Here is a 13,966-nt window from a genome sequence, read left to right as displayed (position 1 = left end):
ACGCAAAACGCTCAACTGGGACAACCCAGCCGAGCGCCTGCGTGATCTACTTCAAACCACGTGATCAATCAGGTGTTGCGAGGACCACGAGAATCCGCCCGCTCGTTCGAGCAGGGTCGGGGTGTTCGCGCGCAGTCGGCGCGGCGTCAGCTGAGCGGATCGAGGATGCGCTTGAGGAACATCTGCGTGCGCTCCATCCGCGGGGCGTCGATGACCTCGGCGGGCGTACCGCGCTCGACGACGACGCCGCCGTCCATGAAGAGCACCTGGTCGGCCACGTCGCGGGCGAAGCGGATCTCGTGCGTGACGACGAACATCGTGCGCCCTTCGTCGGCGAGTTCACGCATGACGGAGAGCACTCCCCCGACGAGCTCGGGGTCGAGGGCCGACGTCGGCTCGTCGAAGAGCAGCAGTTCGGGTCGCAGGGCGAGCGCCCGGGCGATACCGACGCGCTGCTGCTGACCGCCCGAGAGCTGGTACGGGTACTTGTCCGCCTGGTCGGCCAGGCCGACCTTGGCGAGCAGTTCGCGTCCGCGTTCCTCGGCCTCGCGCACCGGCTCACCCTGCACGACGACCGGGCCCTCGATGACGTTCTCCAGCGCGCTCTTGTGCGGGAAGAGGTTGTGCTGCTGGAAGACCATTCCGCTCTGACGACGCAGCGCGGCGACGCTCTTGGCCGACTCGCCGCGGGCGCGGCCGTCACGTCCGCGCGTCACCGCCGAGAAGTCGACGCTTGCGTCTCCGATGCGTACGACGCCGGCGTCCGGCAGGTCGAGCACGTTGAGAGAGCGCAGCACCGTCGTCTTGCCCGAACCGGACGGTCCGAGGAGCACCGTCACCGAGCCTTTGGGCACCGTGAAGTCGATGTCGCGCAGCACCGTGGTGCCGCCAAAGGCCTTGCGCAGACCGGTGACCTCGACGAGGGGGCCGGTCGCTTGGGTGGTCGTGTGATCGGTCATCGGGCCACGTGCCTTCCGAGTCGGTCTTCGAGTCGGGTCTGAACGATGCTGAGGACGAAGCAGAGAACCCAGTAGATGAGTGCAGCCGTGATGTAGAGACCGAGGAACTTGCTTGTCGGAGCGGCCGCAATCTGCGACTGGTGGAACACCTCGGTCACGCCGATCGTCGCGGCGAGCGACGTGTCCTTGACGAGCGAGATGAGCGTGTTCGACAGCGGCGGAACAGCAACGCGTGACGCCTGCGGCAGGACGATGCGCTTGAGTGCCGTGGAGCGGCTCATGCCGATCGTCTCCGCGGCCTCCCACTGCCCCTTGGGCACCGACAGGATCGCCGAGCGGATGATCTCGGCGGCGTAGGCAGCCACGTTGAGAGACAGGGCGATCCCGGCCGAGATCCACGGGTTGAGCTTGAGGCCGAGCTCCGGCAGGCCGAAGAAGATGATGAACAACTGCACGAGCAGCGGCGTCCCGCGGAAGATCGAGATGAACGCGCGGGCCAGCCAGGAGATGGCAGCGTTTGAACTGAGACGTGCGAGGGCGACGCCAAGCGCGAGCACGAGGCCGACGACGAACGCGACGGCGGTGAGCGGGATCGTCACCTTGACCGTTGCCAGGAGCATCGAGCCGAAGTTCTCCTTGATGACGTCCCACGTCGACTGACCGGTGGCCTTCGTCGTGAAGTACTTGTCGTAGAGCTTCTTCGACGTGCCGTCAGCTTCCATCTGGTCGATGACCTTGCTGACGGCCGGAGTGATGTTCGTGTCCTTGCGGGCAGTGAAGACCGACTCGCTCTTGTCCTCGGTCGTCAGGGCGATCTTCAGATCCGAGTTCGGGTGCGTGGCGAGGTAGTACTTCACGGCCAGTTCGTCGTTGACGAAGGCGTCCGCCCGCCCCTGTTCGACGAGAGCGGCGGCCTTGTCCATGCCCTCGACCGACACGATGTTCGCGCCGGCGCCCTTCGCCGTGTTGGCCCAGTCCGAGGTGATGTTCTGGGCCGACTTCTTGCCCTTGAGGTCCGCCAGCTTCTTGACGCTGTTGTCGCTCTTCTTGGTCACGACGACACCCGTGGTCGTGACGTAGGGCGACGACAGGTCGTACTGGGCGATGCGCTCTTCGTTCTTCGTCACCTGGTTGGCGATGATGTCGATGCGGCCCGAGTTGAGGCCGGCGAACATCGAATCCCAGGGCGTCTCGACGAACTGCACCTTCACGCCGAGGCGCTTACCGACCTCGCGGAAGTAATCGACGTCGTAGCCCGTCAGTTCGCCACCCTTGTGAAAGCTGAACGGCGGGTAGACACCCTCGGTGCCGACGCGCAGCGTCTTCGGCAGCTGGTCGTTCTCCGCGGCGTGGGCTGCGGGAGCAGCCGCTCCGGCGAACAGGATCGCTGCGACGAAACTCAGAAGCGCGACGAAGATGCCTCGGGCTCGCAGCGCCCCGAGGCCGTCACGGTCGGCCATTCTCACCCGTCGAGAGTACGCTCACGCGCCCATATCTCCTATTTGAGATGCGAGAACGTGACGTTATGGGAGGCGCACCTCGAACCGCAGTCTCTGGACGGGGGCGTGCTCTGAGCGAGGACGTGGGCCTATGGTCGAGGCATGCGTGACGCCCCACCGAATCTCCCCAGTTGTCCAAGGGCTAGATCGCCACGCTTCAGTACGAATTCACGTGCGCGGACAGCGCGACGAAAGGCCGCATCAACCGGGCCTTGAATCGCGGTGAGGTGCTCACGGACCCCGGCGATCTGCGCACTCAGATCGCTCTTCTCGGAAAGGCCCGCTGGTGGCGCATCTGGGCTCGCTGGGTGTTCCTCGTCCTCGCGGTGCTGCAGGTCGGGCGCGTCGCTCTGGACCCGACCGACGTCCCCGCGTGGATCGCCTTCGTGGGCATGATGGGCGTGGCCGCTTTCACCCTCCGAGAAGGTGCTGGCCGGAACGCCGTCGAGCGCAAGCTCGGGCTGACGAAGGAGTACTTCAGATGACCGTCGAGAACGGCACCACCCCACCCCGCGAGATGACGCGGATGGAGGCGTCGCGGTTGCTCGGCGAGCGTGACCGGTTGCCCACCACAGAACGCCAGCGCATCAAGCGGGCGACACACTCGGGTCGCAGGCTCGACGCCCCGCACGAGCGCGACCTTCAGCGCGCGATGCTCCTCGAGGAGCGCGGTTCGCGGCGTCTGTCCGCGATCCTCCTGGCGCTCGGCCCTCTCGTCATGCCTTTCAGCCTGGTGACCACCGTCGCCGACGGCGAGAGCTTCGGTCTGCGGGACGCGCTGGCCGTGATCGTTCTCGCGCTCGCCCCGTTCGTGTTCTGGCAACTGTGGCGTCAGCGCTCACTCGAACGGCAACTCGGTCGAACGCCGGAGACTGACCTGACCTGACGCGGTTGTGCCTGCGAGCGACGCCGCTCAGTGAGCCGTCGCCGCTCCGTCGTCCTCACGCACGGCGTACGGGCCCACGCCGATGAGCATCTCGGCCAACTGCAGCGCGTTGAGCGCAGCGCCCTTGCGGATGTTGTCGCCGCAGACGATGAAGTCGAGCGTGTGCGGGTTGTTCTCCACCTGACGTACGCGCCCCACCCACACCGGGTCGGTACCGATCGCGTCGACGGGCGTGGGCCAGTCGACGCCCTCCTCGTCGGGCATGACGATGGCGCCGTTCGCGCCCTCGGTCATGGCACGACGAGCGTCACTCGGCGTCACCTTCTTGTCGAAACTGACGTGCAGCGTCGACATGTGGGTCGTGACGATCGGGATCTGCACGCACGTCACCGCCACCTTGAGGTTCGGCAGCTGCAGCACATGACGCAGCTCGTGCTTGATGTCGGTTTCCTCGCTGGCCCACCCGCGGCCGGAGTGTCGCCCGATCCACGGCACGACGTTGCTCACGATGGGCGCCGGGAACGGCGAGTCGTCCGGTAGATCGGCGACGTATCGGCGCACGTCGCCTGGCATCTGCCCGACGCGCGGGTTGCCGGTGAGGGCGCCCACCTCCGCGAAGAGCCGCTCGGCGCCCACGCGGCCGGCACCCGTGACGGCCTGCAGCGACGTCGCCGTCACGTGCGTGAGATTCCAGTGCTCGTGCAGCGTGGCGAGCACCGGCAGCATGATGATGGCCGGGCCGCAGGGCATCGCGACGATGCCGCGCGGCCGGTTGTCGATGTCGCGCGCGTTGACCTCGGGCACGACGAGCGGCACTTCGGGGTCGTCACGGAAGGCCTCGGACGTGTCGACGACGAGCGAGCCCGCCGCCGTCGCGAACGGCACCCACTTGGCCGAGACCTCGGGCGGCGTGGCGAAGATGACGACGTCGACGCCGTAAAAGCTCTCGCTGTCGAGCGCCTCGACCTCGACCTCCTCGGCACCCACGAGCAGGCGACGCCCGGCGTCCTTGTCGGAGCCGAGCAGACGCACGTCCTCCCAGGCGTCGACGCGAGTCGACAGGATCTCGAGCACGGCCTGACCGACCAGCCCCGTGGGGCCGACGACGGCCAGGGTGGGACGTTGCGACTGAGTCGAGTTCACGCCTTCGAGCATAGGCGCGCAGCCTGGGAAACTACTCTCCGGCGGCGATGAGTTCTGCGATCTGCACCGTGTTGAGCGCGGCACCCTTGCGCAGGTTGTCGTTGCTGATGAATAGCACGAGGCCCTTGTTGCCGTCGACCGAACCGTCCTGGCGGATGCGCCCGACGTAGCTCGCGTCCTTGCCGGCGGCGACGAGCGGCATCGGCACCTCGGTCAACTCGACGCCGGGGGCGTCGGCGAGAAGTTCGCGCGCCTGCTCGGGCGTGATGTCGCGCTCGAACTCGGCGTTGACCGACAGCGAGTGGCCGCTGAACACGGGCACACGCACGCAGGTGCCGGCGACCGCGAGGTCGGGCAGACCGAGGATCTTGCGCGACTCGTTGCGCAGTTTCTGCTCCTCGTCCGTCTCGTTCGTGCCGTCGTCGACGACCGAGCCGGCCATCGCGAGAACGTTGTAGGCGATGTTGGCGACGTACTTGTTCGGCGCGCCGAGGTCGACGGCCTCACCGTCGAGAGCTAGCCTCTCGAGGTCGGCCTCCGCGCCCTTGCGGATCTGCTCGGCGAGCTCGCGCACGCCCGCGACACCGGAGCCGGAGACGGCTTGGTAGGTCGAGACGACGAGGCGCTTGAGGCCGGCGGCGTCGGCCAGCGGCTTGAGCACGGGCATCGCGGCCATCGTCGTGCAGTTCGGGTTGGCGATGATGCCCTTCGTCGCGTTCGCGATCTCCTCGCCGTTGACCTCGGAGACGACGAGCGGAACGTCGGGGTCGAGGCGCCACGCCGAGCTGTTGTCGATGACGGTGACACCCGCTGCCGCGAACTTCGGCGCGAGTTCCTTCGACGTACCGCCACCTGCGGAGAAGATGGCGATGTCGAGGCCGCTCGGGTCGGCCGTGGCGGCATCCTCGATCGTCACGGCCTCGCCGCGGAAGGTGACGTGCTTGCCCGCACTGCGCGCCGACGCGAACAGGCGCAGGCTCTTGATCGGGAAGTTTCGTTCCTCGAGCAGTTCGAGCACGACGCCGCCCACCTGGCCGGTGGCACCGACGACGCCGACGTTGAGTTCCTTCGCCATTTCCTTCTCCTCCGGGCGCGACGCGCCCTCACACAAGTCTTGGGGTGGGCGCCTCAGCGGCCGGTGCCGCCGTAGACGACCGCTTCGCCGTCGGCGTCGAGGCCGAAGGCGCTATGGACGACGCGCACGGCCTCGTCCAGTTCATCGTCACTCGTGACGACGGAGACGCGGATCTCGGACGTGGAGATCATCTCGATGTTGATGCCGGCGTCGGCGAGCGACTGGAACAGCGTGGCCGAGACGCCCGGGTTGCTGCGCATGCCGGAGCCGACGAGCGAGAGCTTGCCGACCTGGTCGTCGTACTGCAGCTGCTCGAAACCGAGCTCGTCCTGCATCGCCTTGAGCACCTCGACGCCGCGCCCGGCGTCCTCCTTGGGCACCGTGAAGGAGATGTCGGTCTTCTTCTCCGTGCCGGCCGAGACGTTCTGGACGATCATGTCGACGTTGATGCCGACACCGGCGATCGCCTTGAACACGGCGGCGGCGCGGCCGGGGCTGTCCGGGATGCCGACGATCGTGATCTTGCCTTCGCTGCGATCGTGAGCCACACCGGCGATGATCGGGTCTTCCACGGAGTCTCCTTCTTTCTGGTTCACGACCCACGTGCCCTCGTGATGGCTGAACGAGCTGCGCACGTGGATGGGAAGGTCGAAGCGGCGGGCGTACTCGACGCAGCGGAGCATGAGCACCTTCGCGCCGGACGCGGCGAGTTCCTGCATCTCCTCGTTGGTGATGCGGTCGATCTTGTGGGCCGTCGGCACGATGCGCGGGTCGGCGGTGAAGATGCCGTCGACGTCCGTGTAGATCTCGCACACGTCGGCCTTGATGCCGGCGGCGAGCGCGACGGCGGTGGTGTCGGAGCCGCCACGGCCGAGGGTGGTGATCTCGTTCGTGGCCTGGCTGACGCCTTGGAAGCCCGCGACGATGACGATGTGGCCCTCGCCGATGGCCTCGGTGATGCGGCCCGGCGTGACGTCGATGATGCGGGCCTTGCCGTGCTGCGCGTCGGTGATGACGCCGGCCTGGCTACCGGTGTAGCTGCGTGCGCTGTGGCCGAGGTTGGAAATGGCCATCGACACGAGCGCCATCGACATCCGCTCGCCGGCGGTGAGGAGCATGTCCATCTCGCGGCTCGGCGGCGCCGGGCTGACCTCGGCGGCGAGGTCGAGCAGTTCGTCCGTCGTGTCACCCATGGCCGAGACGACCACGACGACGTCGTTGCCGGCCTTCTTCGTGTCGACGATGCGGCGGGCGACGCGCTTGATGCTCTCGGCGTCCGCCAAAGACGAACCGCCGTACTTCTGGACGACGAGGCTCACAGTGCTGCTCCGGGGGTCGACTGCTTCGGGCGCTTTCGAGTGTAGTGATGGCGCCCCGCGCGGTTTTTCGACGCTCAGATGCTGGTTGGTACGGAACGCGCCAGGTCGGCGGCACGGCCGACCGGGCCGCGCCACACGTCGCCGTGGCCCGGGACGATGACGTCCGCGTCGACGGCTGCGAGGACGTCCAGCGCGGCCAGAGCTCCGGCGTCGGAGGCGTTGAAAACCGACGGCAGGAGGTGCGGGGTGTGCGCCGCGGTGAGCGGGTGCGCCGTGACGAGGGCGTCACCCGTCGCGAGGACGCCGTGCTCGGGGAAGAAGTACGCCGTGTGACCAGGCGTGTGCCCGGGTGACGCGACGGGCACCGGCCGTCCGGGCAGGTCGAGCGGGCCGCCGTCACTCCACGTCTGCGCGCCCCGCAGGGGCTCCTCGTGCAGCACGCCACTTCGCATGACACGCCCCAGCCACATGGCGACGTTGGGGCGCCACGCCATCCGTATGAGATCCGAGCGCGAGCCGGGTTTCTCCTGCTCGCCGGTGGCCAGCGGTAGCTCCTGCGCGGCCATGAGGACGGGAACATCGTGCCGGCTCAGCAAACCCTGGAGTCCACCGATGTGGTCGATGTGCGCGTGCGTGACGAGGACGGCCCGGATGTCTCCGAGGCCGTGGCCGATGCTGCGGAGGTCCGCTTCGAGGCGCGCGATGTCTGCGGGGTACCCGGCGTCGACGAGGGTGAGATCGGAGCCGTCGCGCACGAGCATCCAGTTGACATCGGTACCGCGCCCCAGCCACATACCGTCGGCAACTTGTTCCACGACAACCCCCGGAGTGCGAGATGCGTCACTCCGATCGGACGCGCCTGACCTCAACCTACGAGTTCGCGGTGCCTCGAAGGGGCGTAAGCGATCGGTCGCCCGAGAACGCGGATGCCAACACCGGCGAAAGTCCGCGAACGGACGGTTCGGGGGGCGTCAGGCAAAGACGCGTCGGCCCTCGAAAGCGCGGCCGAGCGTCACCTCGTCGGCGTACTCGAGGTCGCCGCCGACCGGCAGGCCGGACGCGAGCCTGCTCACCTTGATGCCCATGGGCCCGATCTGGCGCGCGAGGTAGCTCGCCGTCGCTTCGCCGGTGTGGTTCGGGTTGGTCGCGATGATGATCTCGGTGAGCGTGCTGTCGCCGAGTCGCGCCATGAGTTCGGTGACGTGGAGGTCGCCCGGCCCGATGCCTTCGATCGGGTTCAGTGCGCCGCCGAGCACGTGGTAGCGCCCACGGAACTCTCGGGTGCGCTCGATGGCGACGACGTCCTTGCTCTCCTCGACGACGCAGATCATCGTCGTGTCGCGCTGCGGATCAGCGCACACGCGGCACAGGTTGCTCTCGGCCACGTTGAAGCAGATCTCGCAGAAGTGCACCGTCTCCTTGACGCGTAGCAGCACCTCGGCGAGGCGCCGCACGTCGTCCTCGTCGGCCTCGAGCAGGTGGAACGCGATGCGCTGAGCCGACTTCGGGCCGACGCCGGGCAGACGACCGAGCTCGTCGATGAGGTCTTGAACAACGCCTTCGTACACAAGGAGAAAGGTTACGCGCCGCCACCGACACCCGTGAGCACCCGCGCGACGACGCGCTCGTAACCCCGCCGTGCGAGAGGGGAAGCCAGGGTGGCCGCGAACGTGCCGAGCGGGGTGAGCGGACCTCGCAGCCACGGCACAGCGATCGTCTGCCACCACTCGACGCGGGTGAGCTCGTTCCCGCCGTCAGCGCTCGGAGCGTCCGGGCGAACACCGCCCGTGGAAACCGGACGGGTCATGCCGCGGGCATCGGTAAGGGCGGGAAGCGGCGTGAAACGGACGTCGACCACTCCCCCGATGACTCGGCCGACCTTCTCGAACACGAGCAGGCGCCCGGGTTCGGCGGCGCGCACGATCATGACGTCGTCGAAGCCACACGGACCGAGCGCCGTTCGTGCCACGAGCCGCGAACCGACGCGCAGGTTCTCAGGTTTCGGGCCGCTCACGTTCGTGAACGGCACCGCCACACCGTGACGTTCGCTGTCGGCCACACGGCTCCACGCCTCCGGCGCGGGGAGGTCGCACTCGAGCGTGAACGTGAAAGCCGCTTTGGGAAAGCACGCGTGCGGGCCGCCGCCGTCATCCCGGTCGCGCAGCAGAGCATCGGTTCTGCCCCTCACCGGGTCAGTTCGGCGCGAACGATTGCGCCGACTTCCGATCAACCGCGTGCCGAGCCGCCCGGACCTCATCATCACGAGCCCTGGTCGGGGCCTTCCTCCTTGATGACCGTGCCGCCGAGCACCGACTTGATGACGGGCAGGCCGACCGCATCGGAGTTCTCGATGTCTTCGTCGTCGATGCTCGCCGACGTGTCGTCGTACGCCGAGCCGCCGTTGCCGCGACGCGCATCCTCCTGCTTCTGCGCTGCCTCCCGGGCTGCCTTCTCAGCGCGCTGACGCGGCGTGAGAGTTCGTCCGTCGTCGACCGCGCCCTGCGTGGGCTGGGGCGTGGGAGACGCGAGGTGCCCGGTGGCCTGAGGGTCGGCTGCGGCAGCCGCCTGACCGTCGGGGGTCGCCTCGTCGGACGCCGAGTCACCGGAGGGTTCGCCGCCAGCAGTCTCCTGCGCGGCTCCGGCCCCGAGCTCCGACTTGGGCGGCAGCGGGTCGTAGACCGCCTCGACGTCGGTTTCGGGCTCCTCCTCCATCCAGTCAGGAGTCGGCTCGTCGGCGTCAGCGGGGCCCGCGTCGACCTCGGGCGCCGGTGAGGGCGTGGCAGAGGCAGTCGATGACGGCTGCGCCGGCCCGTCGTTACCGGTTGCCCAGTCCGGTGCGGGCGCGGCCTGCGACGACCAGTCGCCGTCGGAGTCGGAGCCCCACGCGCTGCTGCGCGCGGCCGCCGTGGCGAGACCGGCGTCCTGTGACGGCGTGGCCGCCTCACGCGGTGTGCCGTGCGCGGGCGGGTCACCGGCCTGCGCGGGATCGACAGGAACGTGACCTGTCGTGCCCGAACCCTGGTAGCCCGTCCGTTCGCGCCAACCGCCGGGTTTGCCCTGCGACTGCGCCGGGGCGCTCGAGGGCGGCTCGGCCGGAGCAGGCTGCTGCCCACGTGCCTGAGCGCCGTCGCTCGGCGAAATCCATTGCTCGCCCTGCGAAGGGGAGTTCCACTGGCCGCCCTGGTCGGAGCCCGCCGAAGGCGAATTCCACTGGGCGGCCCCCCGCTGTGCCTGCGAGCCCCCGCCCTGTGACGGCGACTGCCACGGCTCGGCGGGCTGCTCACTCTGCGGTTGCGCCTGTGGCGCACCGCCGTTCATCGCGCGCGCTTCGACCGTGACGTCGACACCGATGGCCTCGATGAGGGCCTGACGCACGACCTCGGGGTGCTGCCCGCGCGACATGGTGGCCGCAAGGCCACTGCTCGACGCTCCGAGCACGAGGCGAGCGCCGTCGAACTCGAGCACCTGCGCGTTCTGGCTCAGCAGTGTCCACGTGACGCGCTTGATGCGGAAGATGCGATCGAGTACGTCCGGCCATGCGCGACGGATGTCGTCGGTGGACATGCCACCGCGCCCGCCGCCGGATGCCGACGTCGGCTGCTGCGGCGCCTGCGACTGCTGGGGCTGCGATGCCTGCTGCGCCTGTTCGCCCTGCCACCCCGGGCCACCGGCCCGCTGGGACTGCTCGAACTGACGCTGCACCTGCTCGCGCTCGGTCTCGTCGACACCGCCGCTCGTGCCCGACGGAGCACCCGCGGCCTCGTCGTCGCGCGCAGCGGCCTGGGCCCGCTGGCCCTGACGCTCGGCCTCACCCCCGCGTTCGTCGCCCGAACCGCGCATGGCTTCGTCACGCGAGGCAGCGCCCCGATCGGCCTGGTCGGCTCGGGTGCGTGGCTCTTCGCTCGGCGCAGCCGACGGTGCCTCAGCGGCAGCACCACTCGGCGGACGCACAGGAGCCGGGCCACCTGGCGAAACAGCCGGCGCGTGCTGCACCGGGCCGGCCGGCGAGCGCGGCGGCAGTTCGCCCATGTCGAGGCGTCGTTCCATGCGGTCGAGGCGCGCCGCGTAACCGTCGAGCCCCGCGATCCCCGGCAACAGAACGCGCGCACACATGAGTTCGAGCTGCAGACGAGGCGAGGTGGCACCCGTCATCTCGCTCAGCCCCGCGTTGATGACGTCGGCCGCCCGCGAGAGCGCGCCGTCGCCGAAGGACGCCGCCTGGCTGCGCATCCGCTCGAGTTGGTCCTCCGGGACGGCACGCAGAACGGCGCCCGCCCCCTCGGCCACGGCCCGCACGACGATGAGGTCACGCAGGCGCTCGAGAAGATCCTCGACGAACCGACGCGGGTCGGCACCCGACTCGATGACGCGGTCGATCTGACGGAACACGGCCGCGGAATCGCCCGCCGCGAAGGCTTCGATGATGCCGTCGAGCAGCTCGTCGTCGGTGAAACCCAGCAGGCCCGCAGCACCCGAGTACGTGAGGCCCTCGGGCCCGGAGCCCGCGATGAGCTGGTCGAGCACCGACAGCGAGTCACGCACCGAACCGCCGCCCGCGCGCGTGACGAACGACAGCACGCCCGGCTCCGTAGCCACGCCCTCGGCGTCGAGAAGCTGCTCCATGTAATCGGTGAGCTTCTTCGGCGGCACGAGCCGGAACGGGTAGTGGTGCGTGCGCGAACGAATGGTGCCGATGACCTTCTCCGGCTCCGTGGTCGCGAAGACGAACTTCACGTGCTCCGGCGGCTCCTCGACGATCTTGAGCAGGGCGTTGAAGCCCTGCGGCGTCACCATGTGCGCCTCGTCGATGATGTAGATCTTGAAACGGCTGCTCGCCGGACCGAACGACGCGCGCTCACGCAGGTCACGGGCGTCGTCGACACCACCGTGCGACGCGGCGTCGATCTCGATGACGTCGACCGAACCCGCACCTCCGCGCGCCAGCGCCTTACACGAATCGCACACCCCGCACGGCGTGGGCGTGGGGCCCTGCTCGCAGTTGAGGCAGCGCGCGAGGATGCGCGCGGACGTCGTCTTTCCGCACCCGCGCGGGCCGGAGAACAGGTAGGCGTGATTGACCCGCCCGGTGCGCAGTGCCTGCATCAGCGGTTCGGTGACGTGCTCCTGGCCGATGACGTCGGCGAACGTCTCGGGGCGGTAGCGGCGGTAGAGGGCCGTTGTCATGGCGTCAGCCTAGTAGTGGCCACCGACAACCCGATGTTTCCTGGACATGCGGGCACAGGGGCCGCGGCGACCGCTCATCATCGGGGCGGGGAATGCGATTCGCGGACGCCGCCGGGTGCCCGGTAGAGTACGGGCAAGCCCCCCACGTGGTGGTACCTCTCCGAACTCCCCCAGGGCAGGAATGCAGCAAGGGTAGGAGAGCTCTTCCAGGTACGTGGGGGGCGCTTACATGCCCCGGCAGACTCCGCGCGCGAGCGCACACCGCCGCCCGGGCCATCGCACTACGGCAACGCCGAGCGTCACTCCGTCGAGAGCTTCGCGCGCTGCACCTCGAGCGCCATCTCGCCCTCGACGTCGATCTCTTCCGGCGCGCTCACGCCGACGCCGTTGACCTTCGGCGACAGCTGTCGCTCGACGACGATCGTCACCCACGCAGCCACGGCGCATCCCGCGACGAGCGCGACGGCGTACCACCCGGCGAGTGCGTGCCCGATGAGCAGGCCGGCGAACGGCGGACCGACGATCTCCGCGATGTGGAAGGCACCGGCAGAGGCCGAGTTGTAGCGGCCGCGCAGGTGGTCGGGGGCGAGGTCGTTGACCATCGCGGGAAGCGTCGGCTGCAGGAAGGTCTCACCGACGCCGAAGATCGCGGCCGACGCGCACACGAGCACCGAGGCGAGCACGACGTTCGACTCCCCCGCCAGGCCGGCAACGCCGAGCACGCTCCACGAGATCGCCCACAGCACACACATGACGAGCAGCGCGCGGGTGCGTCGGCGTCCGGCGACGAACTTCAGCACGAACAGCTGCGCCACGACGATGACGGCCGTGTTGGCGGCGTACGCCCACCCGAGCACCTGGGTGGAGATGTGCGCGACCGTCCGCGAGAACGCCTGGAACCCGACGCCGAACTGGGCGTAACCGATGAACGCCGTGACGAACCCGAGCACGACGAGCAGCCGCATCGCCGGGTCGCGCAGCACGAGTCGGTACCCGCCGCTGACCGGCATCGCGCCGTCGTCGCCCGACGAAGCGCCGTGCGCCACCGGGCCGCCGTAGCGCCGCAGCGGGCCGAGGTAGAGCATCAGCGGAATGAGGAACGTGACCGCGTCGATGTAGTAGATGCGCTCGAACGTCCCGGGACGCTCCACGTCGACGACGGCACCGCCCAGCATCCCGCCGATGCCGAGGCCGAGGTTGAGCAGCGTGAAGCTGAGCCCGAAGTAGTGCTGACGTTGGTGGGTGGGCATGACGGTGGCGACCATCGCCTGCACCGCCGGGAAGATGACGCCTGTAGCCAAACCGGAGCAGACGAGCGACGTCGCGGCCACGGGCACGGTGAGCGCGTTGGCCATGAGCACCTGCGCCACGATCTCGAGTGACACCGCGGCGATGACGACGCGGCGCGCACCGAAGCGGTCGATGAGCACACCGCCCGGTCCGACAGCGAGCAACCCGACGATGGCGGGTAGCGCGAGGAGAACACCGGCCGTCTGGAGTGAGAAGTCGCGCACCTCGTGGAGGTAGACGACGGCGAACGGCATGATGAGGCCGGTGCCGACGAAGTCGAACACGAGACTGGTGAGCATCCACTTCGCGGGGCGTGGCAAGTCGCGGAACATCGAAGCGGAGGGCACCGACCAATGATGCCAGCCCCGCGACCTCTGGCGACACCCGGCTCCCATGTCGCCCCAAGACACGCGAAGGCCCCGAGACTCTGAAGTCTCGGGGCCAATCGCTGTGTGGCGGAGGATATGGGATTTGAACCCATGAGGGGTTTCATCCCCAACACGATTTCCAATCGTGCGCACTAGGCCGCTATGCGAATCCTCCGCCGGAAATCTTACTGCAAACCTGCGTTCAACTCCCAATCGTGCCGCCGTGGCGCACCCGGGGAAGCG

General features: G+C 68.7%; 12 protein-coding genes, 1 tRNA gene, 1 other RNA gene and 1 pseudogene. 3 read left to right on the top strand and 12 right to left on the bottom strand.

The annotated features are described in order from the left end of the window. Positions 1 to 146 precede the first annotated feature (146 nt). The 3 genes and pseudogenes from D1832_RS12170 to D1832_RS15885 all read right to left on the bottom strand — a co-directional run. Entirely contained in the window at positions 147 to 959 is an 813-nt protein-coding gene (locus tag D1832_RS12170) for an amino acid ABC transporter ATP-binding protein (RefSeq protein ID WP_118914347.1), read from the bottom strand. Next, positions 956 to 1,579, bottom strand: a complete 624-nt coding sequence (locus D1832_RS15890) for an amino acid ABC transporter permease (RefSeq protein WP_241511000.1) — start codon at positions 1,577 to 1,579, stop codon at positions 956 to 958. The genes D1832_RS12170 and D1832_RS15890 overlap by 4 nt, the downstream gene beginning before the upstream one ends. Before the next feature lie 66 nt (positions 1,580 to 1,645). After that, a pseudogene (locus tag D1832_RS15885) lies at positions 1,646 to 2,419 on the bottom strand (transporter substrate-binding domain-containing protein); the annotation flags it as partial. Between the two features lie 251 nt (positions 2,420 to 2,670). On the opposite strand from D1832_RS15885, the gene D1832_RS12160 reads away from it, so the two are divergent. Both D1832_RS12160 and D1832_RS12155 read left to right on the top strand, forming a co-directional pair. Beyond that, positions 2,671 to 2,943, top strand: coding sequence for a hypothetical protein (locus D1832_RS12160; protein ID WP_147362696.1), 273 nt, complete (start codon positions 2,671 to 2,673; stop codon positions 2,941 to 2,943). Further along, positions 2,940 to 3,344 (top strand): hypothetical protein, encoded by a 405-nt coding sequence (locus D1832_RS12155; RefSeq protein WP_118914343.1) that lies wholly within the window; start codon positions 2,940 to 2,942, stop codon positions 3,342 to 3,344. Before D1832_RS12160 ends, D1832_RS12155 begins: the two co-directional genes overlap by 4 nt. Positions 3,345 to 3,371: 27 nt before the next feature. On the opposite strand, the gene D1832_RS12150 is transcribed toward D1832_RS12155, so the two are convergent. The 7 genes from D1832_RS12150 to D1832_RS15590 form a co-directional block, all read right to left on the bottom strand. Further along, positions 3,372 to 4,487, bottom strand: a complete 1,116-nt coding sequence (locus D1832_RS12150; protein WP_206609399.1) for an aspartate-semialdehyde dehydrogenase — start codon at positions 4,485 to 4,487, stop codon at positions 3,372 to 3,374. Between the two features lie 31 nt (positions 4,488 to 4,518). Continuing rightward, on the bottom strand, positions 4,519 to 5,562 hold the full coding sequence (locus tag D1832_RS12145; RefSeq protein ID WP_118914341.1) for an aspartate-semialdehyde dehydrogenase: 1,044 nt from the start codon (positions 5,560 to 5,562) through the stop codon (positions 4,519 to 4,521). 53 nt (positions 5,563 to 5,615) lie between these two features. Further along, on the bottom strand, positions 5,616 to 6,881 hold the full coding sequence (locus D1832_RS12140) for an aspartate kinase (protein ID WP_118914340.1): 1,266 nt from the start codon (positions 6,879 to 6,881) through the stop codon (positions 5,616 to 5,618). Positions 6,882 to 6,955: 74 nt separating this feature from the next. Then, entirely contained in the window at positions 6,956 to 7,696 is a 741-nt protein-coding gene (locus D1832_RS12135; protein WP_147362695.1) for an MBL fold metallo-hydrolase, read from the bottom strand. Positions 7,697 to 7,852: 156 nt separating this feature from the next. Continuing rightward, positions 7,853 to 8,449 (bottom strand): recombination mediator RecR, encoded by a 597-nt coding sequence (recR, locus tag D1832_RS12130; RefSeq protein WP_047312527.1) that lies wholly within the window; start codon positions 8,447 to 8,449, stop codon positions 7,853 to 7,855. Between the two features lie 11 nt (positions 8,450 to 8,460). After that, the gene (locus tag D1832_RS12125; RefSeq protein WP_118914338.1) at positions 8,461 to 9,069 is read right to left on the bottom strand and encodes a hypothetical protein; all 609 of its coding nucleotides are present in this window, start codon (positions 9,067 to 9,069) and stop codon (positions 8,461 to 8,463) included. A gap of 71 nt (positions 9,070 to 9,140) precedes the next feature. Next, on the bottom strand, positions 9,141 to 12,065 hold the full coding sequence (locus tag D1832_RS15590) for a DNA polymerase III subunit gamma and tau (RefSeq protein ID WP_206609398.1): 2,925 nt from the start codon (positions 12,063 to 12,065) through the stop codon (positions 9,141 to 9,143). 134 nt (positions 12,066 to 12,199) lie between these two features. Here D1832_RS15590 and ffs point away from each other — a divergent pair. Beyond that, positions 12,200 to 12,294, top strand: an RNA gene (ffs, locus tag D1832_RS12115) — signal recognition particle sRNA small type. A 70-nt stretch (positions 12,295 to 12,364) separates the two neighbouring features. On the opposite strand, the gene D1832_RS12110 is transcribed toward ffs, so the two are convergent. Together D1832_RS12110 and D1832_RS12105 are read right to left on the bottom strand one after the other, a co-directional pair. Next, the gene (locus D1832_RS12110; protein WP_129664804.1) at positions 12,365 to 13,702 is read right to left on the bottom strand and encodes an MFS transporter; all 1,338 of its coding nucleotides are present in this window, start codon (positions 13,700 to 13,702) and stop codon (positions 12,365 to 12,367) included. Between the two features lie 106 nt (positions 13,703 to 13,808). Continuing rightward, positions 13,809 to 13,898 (bottom strand) — tRNA-Ser (locus D1832_RS12105). Positions 13,899 to 13,966 lie beyond the last annotated feature (68 nt).

The organism is Dermacoccus abyssi (genome assembly GCF_003515945.1).
Classification (GTDB): domain Bacteria; phylum Actinomycetota; class Actinomycetes; order Actinomycetales; family Dermatophilaceae; genus Dermacoccus; species Dermacoccus abyssi.
The sequence above is the reverse complement of the archived record's forward strand: the minus strand, read 5'-3'. Positions and strand labels throughout refer to the sequence as shown.

Excerpts from the sequence above, each read along its gene's own strand:
- D1832_RS15890 (WP_241511000.1), bottom strand. The coding sequence starts at position 1,579 with ATGCTCCTGGCAACGGTCAAGGTGACGATCCCGCTCACCGCCGTCGCG.
- D1832_RS12170 (WP_118914347.1), bottom strand. The coding sequence starts at position 959 with ATGACCGATCACACGACCACCCAAGCGACCGGCCCCCTCGTCGAGGTC.
- D1832_RS15590 (WP_206609398.1), bottom strand. The coding sequence starts at position 12,065 with ATGACAACGGCCCTCTACCGCCGCTACCGCCCCGAGACGTTCGCCGAC.
- D1832_RS12145 (WP_118914341.1), bottom strand. The coding sequence starts at position 5,562 with ATGGCGAAGGAACTCAACGTCGGCGTCGTCGGTGCCACCGGCCAGGTG.
- D1832_RS12155 (WP_118914343.1), top strand. The coding sequence starts at position 2,940 with ATGACCGTCGAGAACGGCACCACCCCACCCCGCGAGATGACGCGGATG.